This window comes from Streptomyces broussonetiae, from assembly GCF_009796285.1.
Taxonomy (GTDB): domain Bacteria; phylum Actinomycetota; class Actinomycetes; order Streptomycetales; family Streptomycetaceae; genus Streptomyces; species Streptomyces broussonetiae.
The window spans coordinates 6,867,762-6,886,455 of sequence record NZ_CP047020.1 but is presented as its reverse complement, the minus strand read 5'-3'; the positions used below and the strand labels follow the sequence as shown (position 1 = coordinate 6,886,455).

Genomic DNA, 18,694 nt, shown 5'->3' with positions numbered 1-18,694 from the left:
GAGCGCCCGCACGGCGAGCAGAAGACACACCAACACGGGAAGCAGCTTCCGCGGCACCGACACCCTCACACGCTCCCTTCGAACCGCGCTCCGATCCGCGCCCTGCGACACACCGCCGGACCGGTCTTCGAACGGCGCGGCACACGCCGGATACGGGAAGAACGGGCGGTCGTCACGGAGAGTTCCCGACAGACACGGAGAGTCTTCGCGGGCGCTCGTGCAGCATCACGAACAGGCCTTCACCGCCAGGAAACGGGCCCTGACCGACCTGGAAACCACATACGACCGGCCCGGCACCACGCAGTCACCGACCCCGGTATGCGCACCCGTCAGAACGCGGTCGGCACCCAGTCCGGCAGCGCCTCGGCCCGCTCCACCCACTCGGTGGGCGGCGTCCCCGCCTTTCCGGCGGCGAGCACGCCGCCCACGATCGCGCAGGTCGTGTCCACATCGCCGCCCACCTGGGCGGTCGTCCAGAAGGCCGCCTCGTAGTCCCCGAGGCTGCGCGCGGCGGACCAGAGGGCGAAGGGGACGGTGTCATGGGCGGTCGTACGGCGCCCGCATCCCAGGACGGCCGCGACGGTGGCCGGGTCGCCGTAGTCGAGCATGTCCCGGGCACGCCGGAGCCCCTGGCCGACCGCGCTCTTGGGTACCAGGGCGATGACGCCGTCAAGGAGCGCCTCGGGGCTGGGCGGCCCGTCCGGCGAGCCGGCCAGCGCCGCCGCGGCGGCCACGGCCATGGCGCCGACCACGGCCTCACGGTGCTGGTGAGTGGGATAGGCGGAGATCTCCGCCTGGTGGGTCGCCTGCTCCGGGTCGTCCGCGTACCAGGCGCCCAGAGGAGCGATCCGCATCGCCGCTCCGTTGCCCCAGGACCCCCGTCCGTCGAAGAGACCAGCGGCCAGCTCACGCCAGTCCCCGCCCTCCCGGACAAGTCGCAGCAGTCGGTTGACCGCGGGTCCGTAGCCCCGGTCGAAGTCGTGGTGGCCGGCGAATGAGCGGGCCAGTGCGTCCTGGTCGATGCGCAGGTGGGCGGCGAGGACGGCGACCACGGAACAGGCCATCTCGGTGTCGTCGGTCCACTGCCAGGGGCCCTCGGGCAGCTCGCGCCGCTTCAGCAGAGCGTAGTGCGCCGGAACGAAGAACTGGGAGCCCAGGGCGTCTCCCACGGCCAGTCCACGCAGGCTCGCCAGGGCACGCCCAAGGCGACCGGAGGAAGAGGAGTCAGCGGTCATCGCTCTGTCACTCTATCCGTTCACCCAGTACGAGAGCGGCTTGCGCCAGCGCTCGAAGGGCCGGTCGAGCGTGTACTTGCCGTCGTCTCCGAGAACGAGCATCCGCATCTCCGCGTTCCCGGGATTCGACAGTGACTCGAATTCCGCGACGGTCCAGTGGAACCAGCGCATGCAGAACAGCCGCATCGCGAGCCCATGCGTCACCAGGAGCACGTTCGGCGGGTGGTCGGGGGCTTCGAAGCTGCGGTACAGGCTCTCCAGGAAGCCGCCGACCCGGTCGTACACGTCGGCACCGGACTCCCCCTGCGGAAACCGGAAGAAGAAGTGGCCGTAAGCGTCCCGGTAGGCCTTCTGCAGACGGACGTCGTCGCAGTCCTGCCAGTTGCCCCAGTCCTGTTCGCGCAGCCTCGGCTCCTCCCGGATGCGTATGAGGTCGGGGTCGAGGTGGAAGGCGCGGAGCGTCTCGTGCGTACGACGGTACGGGGAGACATACACACTGACGCGTTCCTGGCCGAAGAGTTCCCGCAGTTTCTTGCCGGTCTCCTCGGCCTGTCTCCAGCCGCGGTCCGTCAGCGCGAGCGCGTGGTCGGGTTCACGCTCGTACACGGAGTCGTCGACGTTGCCCGTTGACTCGCCGTGCCGGACAAGGACGATGCGCCGTGGTCGTACCATGCCCAAACCCTAGATCGAGTCAGGGAGAGTCGAGCACTCGTACGGGCTCCATACGGCGTAGGTCACACGAATTCGTCGTCCCGGGCGGCTCCCGGGCTCGTTGCACGGCGTCTTCAGGGCGCCTTCAGCACGCCTTCCGGGCGTGAGTTTGACTTTCAAACCTAAGCACCCTGTGTGCTCACACCGTCCAGGACGGCTCCATGTCCACGATGTCACCGGAGAGCGACGCGATGTCGGCCTCGGTCTGCGCGCGCAGGGCGAGGCGCTCCACGCGCTCGGTGCGGTACTTGCCGTGCTCGGCCGCCGACCGCCACATCGACAGGACCAGGAACTCCTGGGTGGAGGCCTCGGCGAACATGCCACGGATCATGCCGGGCGAACCGGCCATCGCCGGGTTCCAGACCTTCTCCTGCATGAGGGTGAAGTGGTCGACTCGCTCCTCGCGGACCTGGCACAGGGCCACCCGGATCAGATCGGCGTCGGTGAAGCGCGGCTCGAAGCCCGTCTTCACGTCGAAGCGGTACTCGAAGAGCTTGACCTGGGCGTCCTTGAACGTGCCGGACTGGGCGGACGCCAGGCGGTCGTGCGAGCGGGCCATGAAGGAGTCGTAGAAGGCGCGGCTCTCCCAGAAGGTGAAGACGTGCGCCACTCCCGGCCGCTGCCGGCTCCATCCTCCGCCCTGTCCCCGAAATCCCGGCTCACCCAGAAGCCCCGCCCATTTCCGCTGCCCCCGCTCGAAGCCGCGGCGGTCCACCACGGTGCAGCGAATCCACTTGACCAGCACCGCGCCATCGTAAGGCCACCGGACGTGGCGCCGGTCACGCTCCGGCGGAGATCACCCGCGCATGCGCTCCGCACGCGTGGCACGATGGACAAAGAGCCCTGGCTCCAGGGGAGTTGGGGACGGAGCAGTCACAGGGGGAAGGGGAAGCCCGTTGTCCGGCTTCAGCAAGGGAATCAACAAGGTCGAGGTCGCGCTCAAGTGGGACCCGAGCCCGGCGGGTGAGGCGCCCACCGATCTCGACATCATCGCCGCGACGTTCACCTCGGACGACGCCTACGGGGCTCCGGCCTATCTGGTGCACTTCGACAGCCGTTCACCGGACGGCACGATCTTCCTCAACCGGGACAGCACCGACGGCAGGGGCTTCGGCTGGGACGAGGTCATGACGCTGGAGCTGGACCGGCTCGACGGCCGATACGCGCGCGTGGTGGTCGGTGTCGTCATCCAACAGCAGTTCGGCCGCCGGACGTTCGCCAACGTGCTGAATCCGGCCATGCGCATCCGGGTGGACCGCTACACCGTGCTCGCCCAGGACGACTTCGGCTCGGTCCTCGGGGCGACAGCGGCCACGATCGTGGAATTCGTCCGTGACGACTCCGGGGAATGGGCTTTCCGTCCCGGCGTGCACGGCTTTGAGGAGGACCCGGCGACCTTCACCCGGGTCATGGGCAGGGCGCAGTAGCGGCAAGGGGCGCCGACCTCGGCCGGCGCCCCTTGCTTCACTTCACAAACCGTGTGTCATCAGCTGCAGCCGCTGGTCGAGCCGCAGCCCTCGCAGATGTAGCAGGAACCGGCCCGCTGCATCTTCGTACCGCAGGAGAAGCACAGCGGGGCGTCGGCCTGGATGCCCAGCTGCATCTCCACCAGCTCCGCGCTGGTGTGCGCCTGCTGCGGGGCGGGCTTGGCCGCCTCGGCCTGGGGAGTGACGACCGCCTTCAGCTCCTGGGCACGCGGTGCCGACTGGGCCAGGCCCTCGACGTCGACCTCGTCGTCGGCCGGCTCGTAGGAACCCGTCTCCAGGTGACGCTGGCGCTCCTCGGCGGAGTGGATGCCGAGCGCGGAGCGGGTCTCGAAGGGCAGGAAGTCCAGCGCCAGGCGGCGGAAGATGTAGTCGACGATCGACTGCGCCATCCGCACGTCCGGGTCGTCGGTCATGCCGGCCGGCTCGAAGCGCATGTTGGTGAACTTCGAGACGTACGTCTCCAGCGGCACGCCGTACTGGAGGCCGACGGAGACCGCGATGGAGAAGGCGTCCATCATGCCCGCGAGAGTCGAGCCCTGCTTGGACATCTTCAGGAAGACCTCGCCGAGACCGTCGTCCGGGTAGGAGTTGGCGGTCATGTAGCCCTCGGCGCCGCCGACCGTGAAGGACGTGGTGATGCCGGGGCGGCCCTTGGGCAGGCGCTTGCGGACCGGGCGGTACTCGACCACCTTCTCGACCGCGGTGCGGATCGTCTCCTCGGCCTTCTCGGCGATCTCGGTCTTCTCGTCGCCCTTCTTCTTGGCGGAGAGCGGCTGGCCGACCTTGCAGTTGTCGCGGTAGATCGCGAGCGCCTTGACGCCGAGCTTCCAGGCCTCGTAGTAGATCTCCTCGACCTCCTCGACGGTCGCCGTCTCCGGCATGTTGACCGTCTTGGAGATGGCGCCGGAGATCCACGGCTGGATCGCGGCCATCATGCGGACGTGGCCCATCGGGGAGATGGCGCGCTCGCCCATGGCGCAGTCGAACACCTCGTAGTGCTCCGGCTTGAGACCGGGGGCGTCGATCACGTTGCCGTTCTCGGCGATGTGGGCGACGACCGCCTCGATCTGCTCCTCCTGGTAGCCCAGGCGGCGCAGGGCCTGCGGGACGGTGCCGTTGACGATCTGCATCGAGCCGCCGCCGACCAGCTTCTTGAACTTCACAAGAGCGAGGTCGGGCTCGACACCGGTGGTGTCGCAGGACATCGCGAGACCGATGGTGCCGGTCGGGGCGAGGACGGACGCCTGGGAGTTACGGAAACCGTTCTTCTCGCCAAGACGCAGAACGTCCTGCCAGGCCTCCGTGGCGGCGGCCCACACCGGGGTGTCCAGGTCGTCCATGCGCACGGCCGTGCCGTTGGCGTCGGCGTGCTGCTGCATGACGCGCTTGTGGGCGTCGGCGTTGCGGGCGTAGCCGTCGTAGGAGCCGACGACCGCGGCCAGCTCGGCGGAACGGCGGTACGCCGTACCCGTCATCAGGGAGGTGATCGCGCCGGCCAGGGCGCGGCCGCCGTTGGAGTCGTAGGCGTGGCCGGTCGCCATCAGCAGGGCGCCGAGGTTGGCGTAGCCGATGCCCAGCTGGCGGAACGCGCGCGTGTTCTCGCCGATCTTCTGGGTCGGGAAGTCCGCGAAGCAGATCGAGATGTCCATCGCGGTGATGACCAGCTCGACGACCTTCTGGAAGCGCTCGGCCTCGAAGGACTGGTTGCCCTTGCCGTCGTCCTGCAGGAACTTCATCAGGTTCAGCGAGGCCAGGTTGCAGGACGTGTTGTCCAGATGCATGTACTCGCTGCACGGGTTCGACGCGGTGATCCGGCCGGACTCGGGGCAGGTGTGCCAGGTGTTGATGGTGTCGTCGTACTGGATACCCGGGTCGGCACAGGCCCACGCGGCCTCGGCGATCTTACGGAAGAGCGCCTTGGCGTCGACCTCCTCGATGACCTCACCGGTCATCCGCGCGCGCAGACCGAAGTTCCCTCCGCTCTCGACCGCCTTCATGAACTCGTCGTTCACGCGGACCGAGTTGTTGGCGTTCTGGTACTGGACGGAGGTGATGTCGTCGCCGCCCAGGTCCATGTCGAAGCCCGCGTCGCGCAGGACGCGGATCTTCTCCTCCTCCTTGACCTTGGTCTCGATGAAGTCCTCGATGTCGGGGTGGTCGACGTCGAGCACGACCATCTTGGCGGCGCGGCGGGTGGCACCGCCGGACTTGATCGTGCCGGCGGAGGCGTCGGCACCGCGCATGAAGGAGACCGGGCCGGAGGCGTTGCCGCCGGAGGACAGCAGTTCCTTGGAGGAACGGATCCGGGAGAGGTTCAGGCCGGCCCCGGAGCCGCCCTTGAAGATCATGCCCTCCTCCTTGTACCAGTCGAGGATCGACTCCATGGAGTCGTCGACGGACAGGATGAAGCAGGCGGAGACCTGCTGGGGCTGCGCGGTGCCCACGTTGAACCACACGGGGCTGTTGAAGCTGAAGATCTGGTGCAGGAGGGCGTACGCCAGCTCGTGCTCGAAGATCTCGGCGTCGGCGGGCGAGGCGAAGTACTTGTGGTCCTCACCGGCCTTCCGGTACGTCTTCACGATGCGGTCGATCAGCTGCTTGAGGCTGACCTCACGCTGCGGGGTGCCGACGGCACCTCGGAAGTACTTGCTGGTGACGATGTTGACCGCGTTCACCGACCAGAAGTCGGGGAACTCGACGCCACGCTGCTCGAAGTTCACCGAGCCGTCGCGCCAGTTGGTCATGACGACGTCACGGCTCACCCACTCCACCTCGTCGTACGGGTGTACGCCGGGGGTGGTGTGGATGCGCTCGATGTGCAGTCCCTTGTTTCCCGTCTTGCCGCCCTTGGCTCGGGAACCTCGTGCCGGACCGCTCGCCGTCTCTGTCATGCCGCCTCCCTCTACGGGCAAAAACGCCCTGAAGTGCCCCGTTTGTTCCCGTGGCACGGTGTTCTGTCGTGTGTTGCGGGCACCCTCAGCTGCCACCCGCAACAGGTCTTGGTTTGCCGCCTACGGCCGGAATCCGGTTCTCCCCCCGGTTTCCGGCCCGCCCGGTCAGTCGGCGGCGCGGGCGGGCTCGGGGACCCGATTGGTCCCGCCGGGCCCGCGTTCGTCTTCCTGGCTCCCCGCTCCCGCGTCGTCGTCGCCCACGGCGGGGCCTCGCGTCGCCTCCCTCAGCTCCGCGATGGCGGCCTCGAAGTCCTCGAGCGAGTCGAACGCCCGGTAGACGGAGGCGAATCGCAGATAGGCGACGAGGTCGAGTTCCTGCAACGGGCCGAGTATGGCCAGACCCACGTCATGGGTGGTCAGCTCGGCACTTCCGGTGGCCCGCACCGCCTCCTCGACCCGTTGGCCGAGCTGGGCGAGTGCGTCCTCGGTGACAGGCCGCCCCTGGCACGCCTTGCGCACGCCATTGATGACCTTGGTACGGCTGAAAGGCTCCGTGACTCCGGACCGCTTGACCACCATGAGCGAGCACGTCTCCACGGTCGTGAAACGACGGGAGCAGTCGGGGCACTGGCGGCGCCTGCGGATGGACGTGCCGTCGTCGGTCGTACGACTGTCGACCACGCGGCTGTCGGGGTGCCTGCAGAAGGGGCAGTGCATGATCTCCAACCCTCCTCACAGCAGACTCAACAACCTCGCCGAGCCCCATGAGCCCCGCGAAGCAGCCCTAAGCATAGGCGATCGTTGAGCCGTCTCAGACCCGGGGGACCACAACTTGTGGGCTGCTGTAGCCATCCAACCACTAGATGTGGGGGATCAACTCATTCATCGAGGCAGACGCGCGTGTCGCGGCGGATCGGCCGGCGACACCGACACGACCGGTGACCGCCCGGGGACACGCGGTCGAAGAGCAGAGCCGTCACGGCACTTACGGAGATACCGTGGGCGCCGCACGGAGGACGCGTGGGACTCCGGCACAGAAGGCACCCTGCTCCCGGCAGGCCGGGTTCCGGATGGCAGACTGGGGATACGGCCCACGAGGCCGGAACCCCGGCGGCGAAGGGTACAACAATGGTCGCTTTTGTCCGCCGGGTGGCGCGTTAGCCATACACCCACATTCATGATCACGTCAGGTGGACTACACTTTTTCACTCGAACGTGTGTTTGGCGCAACCTTTCGAAAGCAACTACCGTTGTCCAGCAGGGAGACCATCGAGAGGGGCAGCCGTGACCACCACCGCAGACAGTGCCACCATCACCGCCCAGGACCGCTCCCAGGGCCGAGTCGAGCCGGTACACGCGATGAACGAAGCCACGAATCCCGAGGCACACAAGCGCTCCCTGCCGGGCCGACCTCCAGGAATCCGGGCGGACAGCTCCGGACTCACCGACCGGCAGCGCCGGGTGATCGAAGTCATCCGGGATTCCGTACAGCGCCGGGGCTACCCGCCGTCCATGCGAGAGATCGGCCAGGCCGTCGGCCTCTCCAGCACCTCCTCCGTCGCCCACCAGCTGATGGCGCTGGAGCGGAAGGGCTTCCTGCGCCGCGACCCGCACCGCCCGCGCGCGTACGAGGTCCGCGGCTCCGACCAGGCCGTGAGCGTGCAGCCCACGGACACCGCCGGCAAGCCCGCCGCGTCGTACGTCCCGCTGGTCGGCCGTATCGCCGCCGGTGGTCCCATCCTCGCGGAAGAGTCCGTCGAGGACGTGTTCCCCCTCCCCCGCCAGCTCGTCGGTGACGGTGAGCTGTTTGTGCTCAAGGTGGTCGGCGACTCCATGATCGAGGCCGCCATCTGTGACGGCGACTGGGTCACCGTGCGACGCCAGCCGGTCGCCGAGAACGGTGACATCGTGGCTGCCATGCTCGACGGCGAGGCCACCGTCAAGCGCTTCAAGCGCGAGGACGGCCACGTCTGGCTCCTCCCGCACAACGCGGCCTACGAGCCCATCCCCGGTGACGACGCGACCATTCTGGGCAAGGTCGTCGCGGTGCTGCGGCGCGTGTGACGACTGCGGCGGGCAGGCCACTGGGCCGGTTCGCTCCCTGACCGGGCCCCGGGACCCCTGCGCCGGTTCCGGGGCCCCGCTGTGTCCGGGGTGGCTCCCAGCGCGTTCCCATCGCGGGGTAGCCTGACCGGCGCCGGTCAGGCTACCCCGCGATCACACCGCCTCCGCCGTCTCTGCCTCCGCCGTCTCTGCCAGCGCCGTCTCTGTCTGCACCGTCTCCGTCTGTTTCGCCGCCGCGTCGATCGCCGCGAGCGATTTACGCACCTGGTTTCGGTCCGTGGTGTACCAGAAGTCCGGCAGTGACGCCTTGAGATAGCCGCCGTAGCGCGCGGTGGCCAGCCGCTGGTCCAGAACGGCGACCACGCCCCGGTCGCCCGTCGCACGGACCAGTCGGCCGGCACCCTGGGCCATGAGCAGGGCCGCGTGGGTGGCGGCCACCGCCATGAAACCATTGCCGCCCGCGTCCTCGACCGCCTTCTGCCGGGCGCTCATCAGCGGGTCGTCAGGGCGGGGGAACGGAATCTTGTCCATGACGACCAACTGGCAGCTCTGGCCCGGGACGTCGACGCCCTGCCACAGGGACAGCGTGCCGAAGAGACAGGTCTTCGGGTCGGCGGCGAAGTTCTTGATCAGCTCGCCGAGGGTCTCCTCGCCCTGGAGCAGGATCGGGAACTCGGGGATCCGAGAACGCAGTTCCTCCGCAGCGAGCTGAGCTGCCCGCATGGACGAGAACAGCCCGAGGGTGCGGCCGCCCGCCGCCTGGATGAGTTCGGTCAGCTCGTCGAGCATGTCGGAGCGCTCGCCGTCGCGCGCGGGACGCGACAGGTGCTTGGCGACATAGAGGATCCCCTGCTTGCGGTAGTCGAAGGGGGAGCCGACGTCGACGCCCTTCCACTTGGGCAGATCCTCGCCCTCGGTGCCCTCGGGGCCGAGCCCCAGGGAGGCACCGACCCCGTTGAAGTCCCCGCCCAGCTTGAGGGTCGCGGAGGTCAGGACGACGGCGCGGTCCGCGAAGAGCTTCTCCCTGAGCAGGCCCGAGACCGACATGGGGGCGATCCGCAGGGACGCGCCGAAACGGTCGTGCCGTTCGTACCAGACGACGTCCCACTCCGAACCGTTCAGGACACGCTCCGCCACGTCGTGCACCGTCTCCACCGAAGCCAGTGCCTGCTTGCGGACCGCGTTCTCGTCCTGCACCGACTTGTCGCGCGTCGCGCCGATCGCGGAGATGACCGTACGGGCGGCGTCCCGCAGTGCCATGAGGGCGTAGCCGAGATCCTCCGGGACCTCCTCCAGGCGGCCCGGCAGGGCCAGCTCCATCAGCCGCTCGAAGCCCTCGGCGGCGGTCTGGAGCTGGTCGGCGGCCTTCTCGTTGACGAGCTTGGCGGCCCGGCGCACGGCCCGGTTGACCTGGCCCGAGGTCAGCTCGCCGGTGGCGACGCCGGTGACCCGCGAGACGAGTTCATGGGCCTCGTCCACGATCAGTACCTCGTGCTGGGGCAGCACCGGGGCGCCTTCGATGGCGTCGATGGCGAGCAGGGCGTGGTTCGTGACCACGACATCGGCGAGCTTGGCGCGCTCGCGGGCCATCTCCGCGAAGCACTCGGCTCCGTAGGCGCACTTCGTCGCGCCCAGGCACTCCCGCGACGACACCGACACCTGTGCCCAGGCCCGGTCCGAGACACCCGGGGTGAGATCGTCCCGGTCGCCACTCTCGGTCTCGTCCGTCCAGTCGCGCAGCCGGAGCAGATCCTGGCCCAGCTTGCTGGTGGGCGCGGCCGCCTCGAACTGATCGAAGAGGCCGTCTTCCTCGTCCTGCGGCATGCCCTCGTGCAGACGGTGCAGGCACAGATAGTTCGACCGGCCCTTGAGCATCGCGAACTCCGGGCGACGGCGCAGCAGCGGGTGCAGGGCGTCGACCGTACGCGGCAGGTCGCGTTCGACGAGCTGGCGCTGCAGCGCCAGCGTGGCCGTGGCGACCACCACCCGTTCCCCGTGCGCGAGCGCGGGCACGAGATAGCCCAGGGACTTTCCCGTGCCGGTGCCGGCCTGGACCAGCAGATGGGATCCGTCGTCGATCGCCTCGGCGACCGCTTCGGCCATGGTCACCTGGCCGGCGCGCTCCGTGCCGCCGACAGCGGCGACAGCGGCATGGAGGAGTTCGGGGAGAGAGGGCTTCGTCATAGGCCGACCACCCTACGGCCCTGCACTGACAAACGGGCGGTCAAGGCGGGACTGGGGGGCGCGGTCACGCGGGCTCCTCGTGTTTCTCGGCTGTCCCGGACTTCTCGGATGCGTCGGTCTTCTCAGCCTTCTCGGACTTCTCGGTCTTCGTGGATTTCTCGGCCTTCACAACTTTTTCGGATTTCTCGTAACGAACGGGAACCTCGCCCGTCCGTGCGACGTTCAATCCGTGTACGCATCGTCACTCAGCGCTACAACACATCACGCAGGACCCGGTCCCGGATCATGAGGGCGGCCCGCTTGCCGGGCAGGTCGACCTCGGCGGCGAACCGGAAACCTGCGCTCAGGAACGCTGCGACGGAGGGGGTGTTGTGAAGATCAGGTTCCGCTACGACCCGTGCGCACGCCGGGCGCCGGTCGAGGACGAGGTCGGCCACGGCTCGCAGCAGGATGGATCCGAGCCCCCGCCCGCGATCCGCGGCCCCACCGACGAGGAGGTGGATCCCGGTGTCGTGGGGGCGGGCCGGGTAGTGACGGGCCAGCGGGTCCAGATCCGCCCGGTAGATCTCCCAGTAGCTCATCGGCGTGCCCTCCAGCACGCCGAGACACGGCACGCTCCGCCCGTCGCCCTCGAGCTGAGCCCGCAGGTGGTCCTCCGTCCGGCTCTGGGGCCCGGCCAGCTCCCAGAACCGCGCGACGGCGGGGTCGTTCATCCAGCGATGGACGAGCGGCACGTCCTGTTCGAGGTGTACGGGCACCAGGTGGAAGGAGCCGGCAGGAGTGGCGACAGGCCCCCATGTGGAGAGTTGGTCCAGGAGATAGGCCGTCCCTCCGACGAAGCGGGCCAGGAAGTCGGCGGGCAGGTGCAGGTCGAGCGTCTCCTCGCCGTCCTCCTCGTCGCCCTCGACGGTGAAGCCGTTGAACGGCGCGTCCCGGCTGCCCGCGTCGTCCGCTCTGGGGCCGGTGGGGCCAGGGTCGACGGGCGCGCCCGCGTGAACCGGGGCAGGGTTGCTGCCGGCGTTCGCGTCGGTGGGAGGCACGGTGCGCTCCTCTCGGGAGACGGGTGGGTCATGGTCCCCGGATGCTTCATCGGGTGATGCGGTGTGTTCAGGAATGAAGGGGGTTGGTGATGGTGACGTAGACGGACTGGGTGTCGACCGAGCCCACGAGTTCGTCCAGGCCGCGCAGCCGGGTCAGCAGGTTGGCCTTGCAGCGCAGGACGGGTGAGTCGAGCAGGTGACGGGGCAGGGGGGTGCGCAGTGCGGTGGGACCCGAGGCGAGATCCGAGAGGAAGCGGCGGAAGGCGGCGAGGAGCAGGCGTTCGTCGGCGAGGTGCTGGGAGCCGAAGGCGCCGATCAGTCCCAGCACATTGTTGATGGCGAGGTAGTAGGCGAAGCGTTCGTCGGTGACCTCGTCGGAGACGAATGTGTCGCTGTGTTCGCCGATGCCGGGCAGCCGGGCGTCCAGTTCGGCCCGCCGGGACTCGCGGAAGTAGTACCCCTGGTTGTCGCGGTAGCGGCCGCCGGCCGGCCAGCCGTCGCGGTCCAGCAGGAGCAGGGTGTTCTGCTGGTGGGCTTCGAGGGCGATGCCGGCCTCCCCGTCCAGCCAGAGCACGGGCCGGACGACCTGCTCCAGGTACCGGAGGAACCACTCCGTGGCCACGGCTCCGACGGGGCGGCCGGTGCGTGCTGCGAGTCGCGCCACCAGCTGGGCCAGGCGGGAGCGCATCGGCCGGGCGGAGTCGGGCCGAGACGGGGCGCCACCGGGCTCGGCGACGGGCCGGGGCGAGGCGAGTCCGGCGACACAGCCGACGTCGTCGGACGGGGCGAACGGGTTGTGCCGGATCATCACGTCGAGTCCGGGCACGGGTAGTCCGCCGGGGTCGTCGACGGCCAGCCAGGCCGGGTCGCGGACGATGTCGAAGCAGGGGTGGGCCTCCCGCCACCGCCGGGACAGGCCGGTGCGCAGCAGCCGGTGCACCTCGACTCCCCGGTGCAGTTCCTTGCGCAGGTTCTCGCGGCGGGAGTTGGTGATACGCAGGCCCAGCGACAGCTTGAGCATCGCGGGGGCGCCGGACCGGTGGACCGTTCGCAGGGAGGAGGTGGGGTGCCAGGCGGTACCCGAGGGGCCGAGGTCGCGCAGCAGCCCGGTGTCGAGCAGGGCGGCGACGGAGGCACGGAGGCGCAGCTCGCGGGCCTGCCACGGATGCAGGGGCAGCGCGGCGTACCCGTCGGGCAGGGGAAGTTCGCCTCCGGCGAGGCGTCGGGTGAGGTGGTCGGCGGGGACGGGACGGCCACGCTCGGTCCACGCCGAGTCGGTCGCGAGAAGAGAGGGGGAGACAGCCATCCAGTGCAGTGGGAAGGAGCCGTGCACCTCGGGTGAGTACAGGCGGGCTTCGGCCTCGGTCAGGCCCTCCCGGCTCTTGGGGGTCGGATGCAGGGGGTGGCCGAGGAGGAGGGCCTGTTCGGCGCCGAGGAAGAGGTCGGCGGCCTCCACCGGGTGCTCGCGGCGGTCACGGACGAAGGCCGCGGTACGGCGCAGTGAGTCGGCCACCCTGGCAGCGAGTTCGCCGTCGTCGCCCGGGCCGGAAGTCGTGGAGGGAGCCTGGGCGTTGGCCGTGCCGGCCGGGGCGTGGGCCGGCTCGCGGGCCAGCAGGGCTGCCAGGGTGACGGCGTCGACGGGCGGGGCGGACTCGGGTGCGCCGATGAAGCGGGGCGGACCGAAGCGGTGCCAGCCCGCCGGGGACCAGTAGCGGACGGGCACGAGGAGGGAGGTGCCGCTGGCGGGCAGCGGCAGGCGGAGGGTGCCGCTCGTGGGAGCCGCGAGGTCGCTCTCACGCACCCAGCAGCGCAGCAGGTTCTCCGTGGCGGCGCACTGGGCCGCGAGGTGCGGGTCGGGGTCCTCCAGCAGGTCGGCGCCGGGCTCCGTCACTCGGGTGAGATCCGCGGTGCGCCTTTTTTGCTGGGGGACCGACTCGGCGAGCGGAACGGAAGCGGGCGGGGTGCCGGAGTCTCCCTGTTCGTCGGGGGAACCGGAGCTGCCGTCGGGGCTGGGCGTGGCGTTCATGACGGCTCCTCTGGGCTGGCGGTAGGGGTGCGGGGCTGGTTCGGGCGCTCGGTCGCCGTTCCCGGGCGGCTGCCGGTCGCCCCGGCGGCACGAGGGGCTCGCGCCGGCGAGGGCTCGCTTCGGCGGGGAGAGGGAGGCCGGGCGGTGCCGGTGCGGGTGCGGTGCTCAGCCGGCGCGCTGGGCAGGGCCCTGGGGCCGGGTGCGCTGTGGGCCGTGCTCCTCGTGGCGGCGGGCCACCGCGGCGACCGCGTCCGCCAGGCGGTCCAGCACCGCCGCCGCCTGCTCGTCGCTGATCGTCAGCGGGGGCAGCAGCCGGACCACGGCGGCATGCCGGCCGCCGAGTTCGACGATCAACCCGCGCTGGAGACATTCGCGTTGGACGGCCTCGGCAAGTTCGGGTGCCGCCGGACGCGGAGTGCTGGTGGGTTCCTGACCGGTGGGTGCGGAAGGCCGGTCGTCGGACACGGTGTCGCCGTCCGGGTGCACCAGCTCGACCCCGATCATCAGTCCGCGCCCTCGGACCTCTCCGACACACGCGAACTGACCTGTGAATTCGTCGAGTTGGGTCAGCATGCGGGTGCCGAGGCCGGCGGCTCGTTCGGCGAGGCCGTTCTCACGGACGTGGGCGAGGGTGGCGGTGCCCGCGGCCATGGCGAGCTGGTTGCCGCGGAAGGTGCCCGCGTGGGCACCGGGTTGCCAGACGTCGAGGTCGTCGCGGTAGACGATGACGGCCAGCGGAAGGCTGCCGCCGATGGCCTTGGACATGACCATCACATCGGGGGTGATGCCGCTGTGACCGACTGCCCAGAAGGCGCCCGTCCGGCCGACTCCGGTCTGGATCTCGTCGGCGATCAGCGGGATGGAGCGGTCCGCCGTGAGCTGCCGCATGCGGCGCAGCCACTCGTCCGGCGCGGGGATCACCCCGCCCTCGCCCTGGACGGGCTCGAGGATCATGCCGGCCGGCAGGGGTACGCCGGACCTGGGGTCGTCGAGGAGGGACTCGGTCCAGCGGGCGGCGAGTTCGGCGCCGCGCGGGCCGCCGACGCCGAAGGGGCAGCGGTAGTCCTGCGGATAGGGCAGACGGGCGGCCTGGAGATCGCGGGCACCGCCGGAGACGGCCAGGGCGCCGGCGGTCATGCCGTGATACGCGCCGGTGAAGGCGAGGATGCCGGTGCGGCCGGTCGCGGCCCGGACGAGTTTGAGGGCGGCCTCGACGGCGTCGGTGCCGGCAGGACCGCAGAACTGGACGCGGGCCCGGTCCGCGAGGCCGGGCGGGAGGGTGCGGAACAGTTCGGTGATGAAGGCGTCCTTGACGGGGGTCGCCAGGTCCAGGACGGAGAGGGGCGCTCCGGAGTCGAGGACCTTGCGGATGGCCTCCAGGACCACCGGGTGGTTGTGACCCAGGGCGAGGGTGCCGGCGCCGGAGAGGCAGTCCAGGTAACGGCGGCCGTCGGCGCCCTCGATGGTGAGGCCACGCGCCCTCACGGGCACGATGGGCAGGGCCCGGGCGTAGGTGCGCGCCGAGGATTCCCGCGCCGACTGGCGTCTCAGGATCCCCTCGTGCACACCACGCGCCTCCCCGTGCGCACCTGAAGCCATCGACTCCGTAACGGCCACGGCTTGCTGTCCTCCCGCTGCTCAGAGGCGTGTTGATCCAGGGGGACCGGAAGGCAGGCAGCTGGCCCCCCACCGCTACAACCTCGGACCGCCCAGCGGGTTACGGGTTCCGGGAAGATCATTGCCCAGTCCTGACGGGCAGGCGGGGTGAAGGTGCGTCAAATCAGCACATCCATGGATGATTGACCAGGTCAGACGGCTTGTAGCCGAACCGTTGCCGTTCCGTCGGAACTCCCCCACAGCCACCGCATAGTGTGGGACGCCGTTCCAAGAACGTCGTGAGACCGGCATGAACTCCTCATGAGTTGTACGTCGGTGGCGCGGCACAAGCGCCGAGTTCCTTCACCACAGGGGGAGTCACAAGCATGCGATCCATACGGCCGTCGTTCACCGTTCGGCGAGGGAGGGGCACCCGCCGTACCTCCAGCTCGCTCGCGGCGGTCGCCCTCGTCTCGGCGCTGGCGATGACCGCCACCGCCTGCAACGGCGACGGTAACGCCGACAGCAACCCCACCGCCTCCGCGGCCGCGGCCGGCGACGGCAAGATCAAGATCCCGGACGACCTCAAGCAGAGGCTCAAGGAGCACGGGATCGACCTCGACAAGTGGAAGAACGGCGCCTGGAAGAACTGGGACAGGAAGGACTGGCTGCGCGAGGCCAACGACTTCGTCAACCCGATCATCAAGGGTCTGTGGGACCCGGACCGGATGCGTCACGCCAACGACCCGAACAAGGGCGTCAACGACAACGACATCTCCGGTGACCAGGGCGTGACGGACCCGACCCCGCAGCCGGTGAAGGCGCAGGCGGTGGCGGCGCCGTACCACGTCAACGCGGCGCCCTCGGGCAAGGTGTTCTTCGACTCCCCCGAGGGCCACATGGTGTGCTCGGGCACGGTCGTGGAGGACCCGGCGCACCCGGGCAAGTCCAACCTGGTCTGGACGGCGGGGCACTGTGTGCACGCGGGCAAGAGCGGCGGCTGGTACCGCAACATGGCCTTCGTGCCGTCGTACAACAACTCCGCCAAGTCGCTCGACCAGCTGCAGAACGCCGGCAAGTCCGAGGTCGCGCCGTACGGCGTCTGGTGGGCCGACGCGGCGCAGACCTCGCAGCAGTGGATCGACCAGGGCGGTGAGACCGGCGGCAAGGGGGCCTCGTACGACTTCGCGGTGATCCATGTGACGCCGGAGCAGGGCAACGGCGGCAAGTCACTGGAGGAGACGGTCGGCGGGGCACTGCCGGTGAATTTCGGCGCTCCGGCAGTACCTAAGGTCAGCAGCATCACCGCGTCGGGTTACCCGGAGGCGGCTCCCTTCGACGGGCAGCTGCTGTACCAGTGCAAGGACAAGCCGGGCCGGCTGTCGCTCAGCCAGTCGGACCCGACGATGTACCGGATCGGCTGCACGATGACGGCGGGCTCCTCCGGCGGTGGCTGGGTGGAGACGGGCACGGACGGCAAGCCGGCGCTGGTGTCCAACACGTCGATCGGTCCGGTGACCTCGGGCTGGCTGGCCGGGCCGCGGCTGGGTGACGTGGCCAAGGGTGTGTACCAGTCGGTGAGCAGGAAGTTCGCCGGGCAGTGAGGGCGGTCGCAGGCACCCCCTCGCCGTAGAGGATGCTGTGCCCCGGCGGCCGACGGTCGTGTGTGGCTGATCTCGCTCCTGCGGCGGAGCCGCATGCCGGTACCGGCCGCCGCCCCGCGCAAGACGCTGAAGGCCCACTCCCTGGTGGCGCTTTTCAGGGGGCGTCGCAACACGTGGCCGGTTGATCAGGCCGCGAGCAGTTCATGCAGGCGCTCGGCCGGGTTTGCCGGCCGAGCGTTTTGCATGGGCGGCCGTCATGCCTTGCCGCGCAGGCGGGCGATCTGTTGCCGGGACAGTTCGACGGTGCGCTGCATGTGCCGGTACAGCAGGGCGCGCTCGTCCTCGGTGTAGTCGGCGAACATCGCCCGCCATCCCTGGCTCAGCTCGGACCACAGCTCCGTGAGATCCCGCATCGCCTCCGGGACAGGCTCCACCCGGACCCGACGGCGGTCGGTCTTGTCGCGGTGCCGGACCACGTAGCCGGCCTTCTCGAGACGGTCTACCAGCCGGGTCGCCGATCCGCTGGTCAGGCCGGTGAGTTCGGCGATCCGGCCGGTGGTGAACGGGCCGGGCTCGGCGGTCAGCAGGTTGAGGCACTGGACGTCGGTGGGGTGCAGCTTGAGATGGTCCGCGACTGCCTGGTTGAACATGACGTATGAGGCCAGGTAGCGGCGTGACTCCTGCTGGAGATCGTCAATCAGCATGCGCACCTTCCAAATTATCTGCGTAACGCAGTAACTGTGTCGTACGGTAACCGCATGACAAAGGAATTCTATCGGCCCCTGGTGGCCGTCGCCGGAGCGACCGGCGCCCAGGGCGGCGCGGCCGCCCGCTCGCTTCTCACTCAGGGCTTCCAGGTCCGGGCCCTGACCCGCACTCCCGACTCGGCCGCCGCACACGCACTCAAGGGGCTCGGCGCCGAGGTGCACGCGGCCGACTTCGACGACAGCAAGTCGTTGGAGGCCGCCCTGAGGGGCGCCGACGCATTGTTCGCGATGTCCACGCCATTCGGCTCGGACCCGGAGACCGAGGTCCGGCAGGGCATCGACCTGCTTCAGGCCGCCCGTGGTGTCGGGCACATCGTGTTCACCTCGGCAGCGCACGCCGACCGCGGCACGGGCATCCCGCACTTCGAGAGCAAGCACCGCATCGAGCGGCACCTGCGAGAACTGGGTGTGCCGTGGACGATCCTCGGTCCGGCCGCCTTCATGGACAACTACACGGTCGAGTGGTCGCTCGAGGGTCTGCGTAAAGGCCGGTTCGTGCTGCCGATGCCGGCCGACAGGCCGTTGACGTTGATTCCCGCGCGGGACATCGGCACCTTCGCAGCCCATGTTCTTGCGCGGCCGCAGGAGTTCGCAGGTCGGCGCATCGACATCGCTTCCGACAAGCTGACCTGCCTGGAGATCGCGGAAGCACTGACCGGTGTGTCCGGCCGGCCGATCGTCTTCGAGCGGCTGCCGATCGCCCACGTCGAGGGGTTCTCGGCCGACCTCGCCGCGATGTTCCGCTACTTCACCGAGGTCGGCCTCGATGTGGACGTGGACGCACTGCGGCGCGACTTTCCGGAGATCGGCTGGCAGCGCTTCGGCACCTGGGCGGCCGAGCGCACCTGGCCGATCAGCTGATTCCACGCGGCCGGCACCTGGCCGGGCTCAGGCCGCGAGCAGTTTGTGCAGGCGTTCGGCCGGGGTTTCCCAGCCGAGCGTTTCGCGTGGGCGGCCGTTGAGTTCGGCGGGGACGGCGGCCAGGTGCTCACGGGCGTGGACGGACAGGTCGGTGCTCCTGGGAAAGTACTGCCGCAGCAGCCCATTCGTGTTCTTGTTCGAGCCGCGCTGTCAGGGGCTGACCACCTG

The 18,694-nt window shown here is 69.6% G+C and carries 14 protein-coding genes and 1 pseudogene; 4 read left to right on the top strand and 11 right to left on the bottom strand.

All coding sequences use genetic code 11. The features are described from left to right. Positions 1 to 329: 329 nt before the first annotated feature. From GQF42_RS31765 to GQF42_RS31755, 3 genes are all read right to left on the bottom strand, one after another. Positions 330 to 1,235, bottom strand: a complete 906-nt coding sequence (locus GQF42_RS31765; protein ID WP_158925597.1) for an ADP-ribosylglycohydrolase family protein — start codon at positions 1,233 to 1,235, stop codon at positions 330 to 332. 12 nt (positions 1,236 to 1,247) lie between these two features. Further along, a complete protein-coding gene (locus GQF42_RS31760; protein WP_158925595.1) occupies positions 1,248 to 1,907 on the bottom strand; it encodes a histidine phosphatase family protein in 660 nt (219 codons plus the stop codon). 178 nt (positions 1,908 to 2,085) lie between these two features. Continuing rightward, positions 2,086 to 2,691 (bottom strand): YdbC family protein, encoded by a 606-nt coding sequence (locus GQF42_RS31755; protein WP_158925593.1) that lies wholly within the window; start codon positions 2,689 to 2,691, stop codon positions 2,086 to 2,088. A 61-nt stretch (positions 2,692 to 2,752) separates the two neighbouring features. Here GQF42_RS31755 and GQF42_RS31750 point away from each other — a divergent pair, with 61 nt between their 5' ends. Beyond that, the gene (locus GQF42_RS31750; RefSeq protein ID WP_407699503.1) at positions 2,753 to 3,373 is read left to right on the top strand and encodes a TerD family protein; all 621 of its coding nucleotides are present in this window, start codon (positions 2,753 to 2,755) and stop codon (positions 3,371 to 3,373) included. Positions 3,374 to 3,432: 59 nt separating this feature from the next. On the opposite strand, the gene GQF42_RS31745 is transcribed toward GQF42_RS31750, so the two are convergent. Then, positions 3,433 to 6,324, bottom strand: a complete 2,892-nt coding sequence (locus tag GQF42_RS31745) for a vitamin B12-dependent ribonucleotide reductase (protein WP_158925589.1) — start codon at positions 6,322 to 6,324, stop codon at positions 3,433 to 3,435. A 165-nt stretch (positions 6,325 to 6,489) separates the two neighbouring features. After that, a complete protein-coding gene (nrdR, locus tag GQF42_RS31740) occupies positions 6,490 to 7,041 on the bottom strand; it encodes a transcriptional regulator NrdR (protein WP_158925587.1) in 552 nt (183 codons plus the stop codon). Between the two features lie 567 nt (positions 7,042 to 7,608). Between nrdR and lexA the strand changes: the two genes are divergently transcribed. Continuing rightward, positions 7,609 to 8,388: a transcriptional repressor LexA gene (gene lexA / locus GQF42_RS31735; RefSeq protein ID WP_158925585.1), complete on the top strand. Its 780-nt coding sequence runs from the start codon at positions 7,609 to 7,611 to the stop codon at positions 8,386 to 8,388. Positions 8,389 to 8,541: 153 nt separating this feature from the next. Here the strand turns inward: lexA and GQF42_RS31730 are convergent, their stop codons facing one another. The 4 genes from GQF42_RS31730 to GQF42_RS31715 all read right to left on the bottom strand — a co-directional run bounded on the left by GQF42_RS31730 (position 8,542) and on the right by GQF42_RS31715 (position 15,237). After that, complete coding sequence (locus GQF42_RS31730) at positions 8,542 to 10,572, bottom strand: ATP-dependent DNA helicase (protein WP_233273518.1); 2,031 nt, start codon at positions 10,570 to 10,572, stop codon at positions 8,542 to 8,544. 251 nt (positions 10,573 to 10,823) lie between these two features. Continuing rightward, a complete protein-coding gene (locus GQF42_RS31725; protein ID WP_158925583.1) occupies positions 10,824 to 11,612 on the bottom strand; it encodes a GNAT family N-acetyltransferase in 789 nt (262 codons plus the stop codon). A 67-nt stretch (positions 11,613 to 11,679) separates the two neighbouring features. Next, positions 11,680 to 13,638, bottom strand: coding sequence for an IucA/IucC family protein (locus GQF42_RS31720; RefSeq protein ID WP_158925581.1), 1,959 nt, complete (start codon positions 13,636 to 13,638; stop codon positions 11,680 to 11,682). A 165-nt stretch (positions 13,639 to 13,803) separates the two neighbouring features. Beyond that, on the bottom strand, positions 13,804 to 15,237 hold the full coding sequence (locus GQF42_RS31715) for a diaminobutyrate--2-oxoglutarate transaminase family protein (RefSeq protein WP_158930805.1): 1,434 nt from the start codon (positions 15,235 to 15,237) through the stop codon (positions 13,804 to 13,806). 383 nt (positions 15,238 to 15,620) lie between these two features. On the opposite strand from GQF42_RS31715, the gene GQF42_RS31710 reads away from it, so the two are divergent. After that, positions 15,621 to 16,838 (top strand): trypsin-like serine peptidase, encoded by a 1,218-nt coding sequence (locus tag GQF42_RS31710; RefSeq protein WP_158925579.1) that lies wholly within the window; start codon positions 15,621 to 15,623, stop codon positions 16,836 to 16,838. A gap of 254 nt (positions 16,839 to 17,092) precedes the next feature. Here GQF42_RS31710 and GQF42_RS31705 read toward each other — a convergent pair whose 3' ends face one another. Continuing rightward, positions 17,093 to 17,542: a MarR family winged helix-turn-helix transcriptional regulator gene (locus GQF42_RS31705; protein WP_071386069.1), complete on the bottom strand. Its 450-nt coding sequence runs from the start codon at positions 17,540 to 17,542 to the stop codon at positions 17,093 to 17,095. Between the two features lie 54 nt (positions 17,543 to 17,596). Between GQF42_RS31705 and GQF42_RS31700 the strand changes: the two genes are divergently transcribed. Next, on the top strand, positions 17,597 to 18,466 hold the full coding sequence (locus GQF42_RS31700; protein WP_158925577.1) for an NmrA/HSCARG family protein: 870 nt from the start codon (positions 17,597 to 17,599) through the stop codon (positions 18,464 to 18,466). A gap of 27 nt (positions 18,467 to 18,493) precedes the next feature. Here GQF42_RS31700 and GQF42_RS31695 read toward each other — a convergent pair. After that, a pseudogene (locus GQF42_RS31695) lies at positions 18,494 to 18,676 on the bottom strand (transposase); the annotation flags it as partial. Positions 18,677 to 18,694 lie beyond the last annotated feature (18 nt).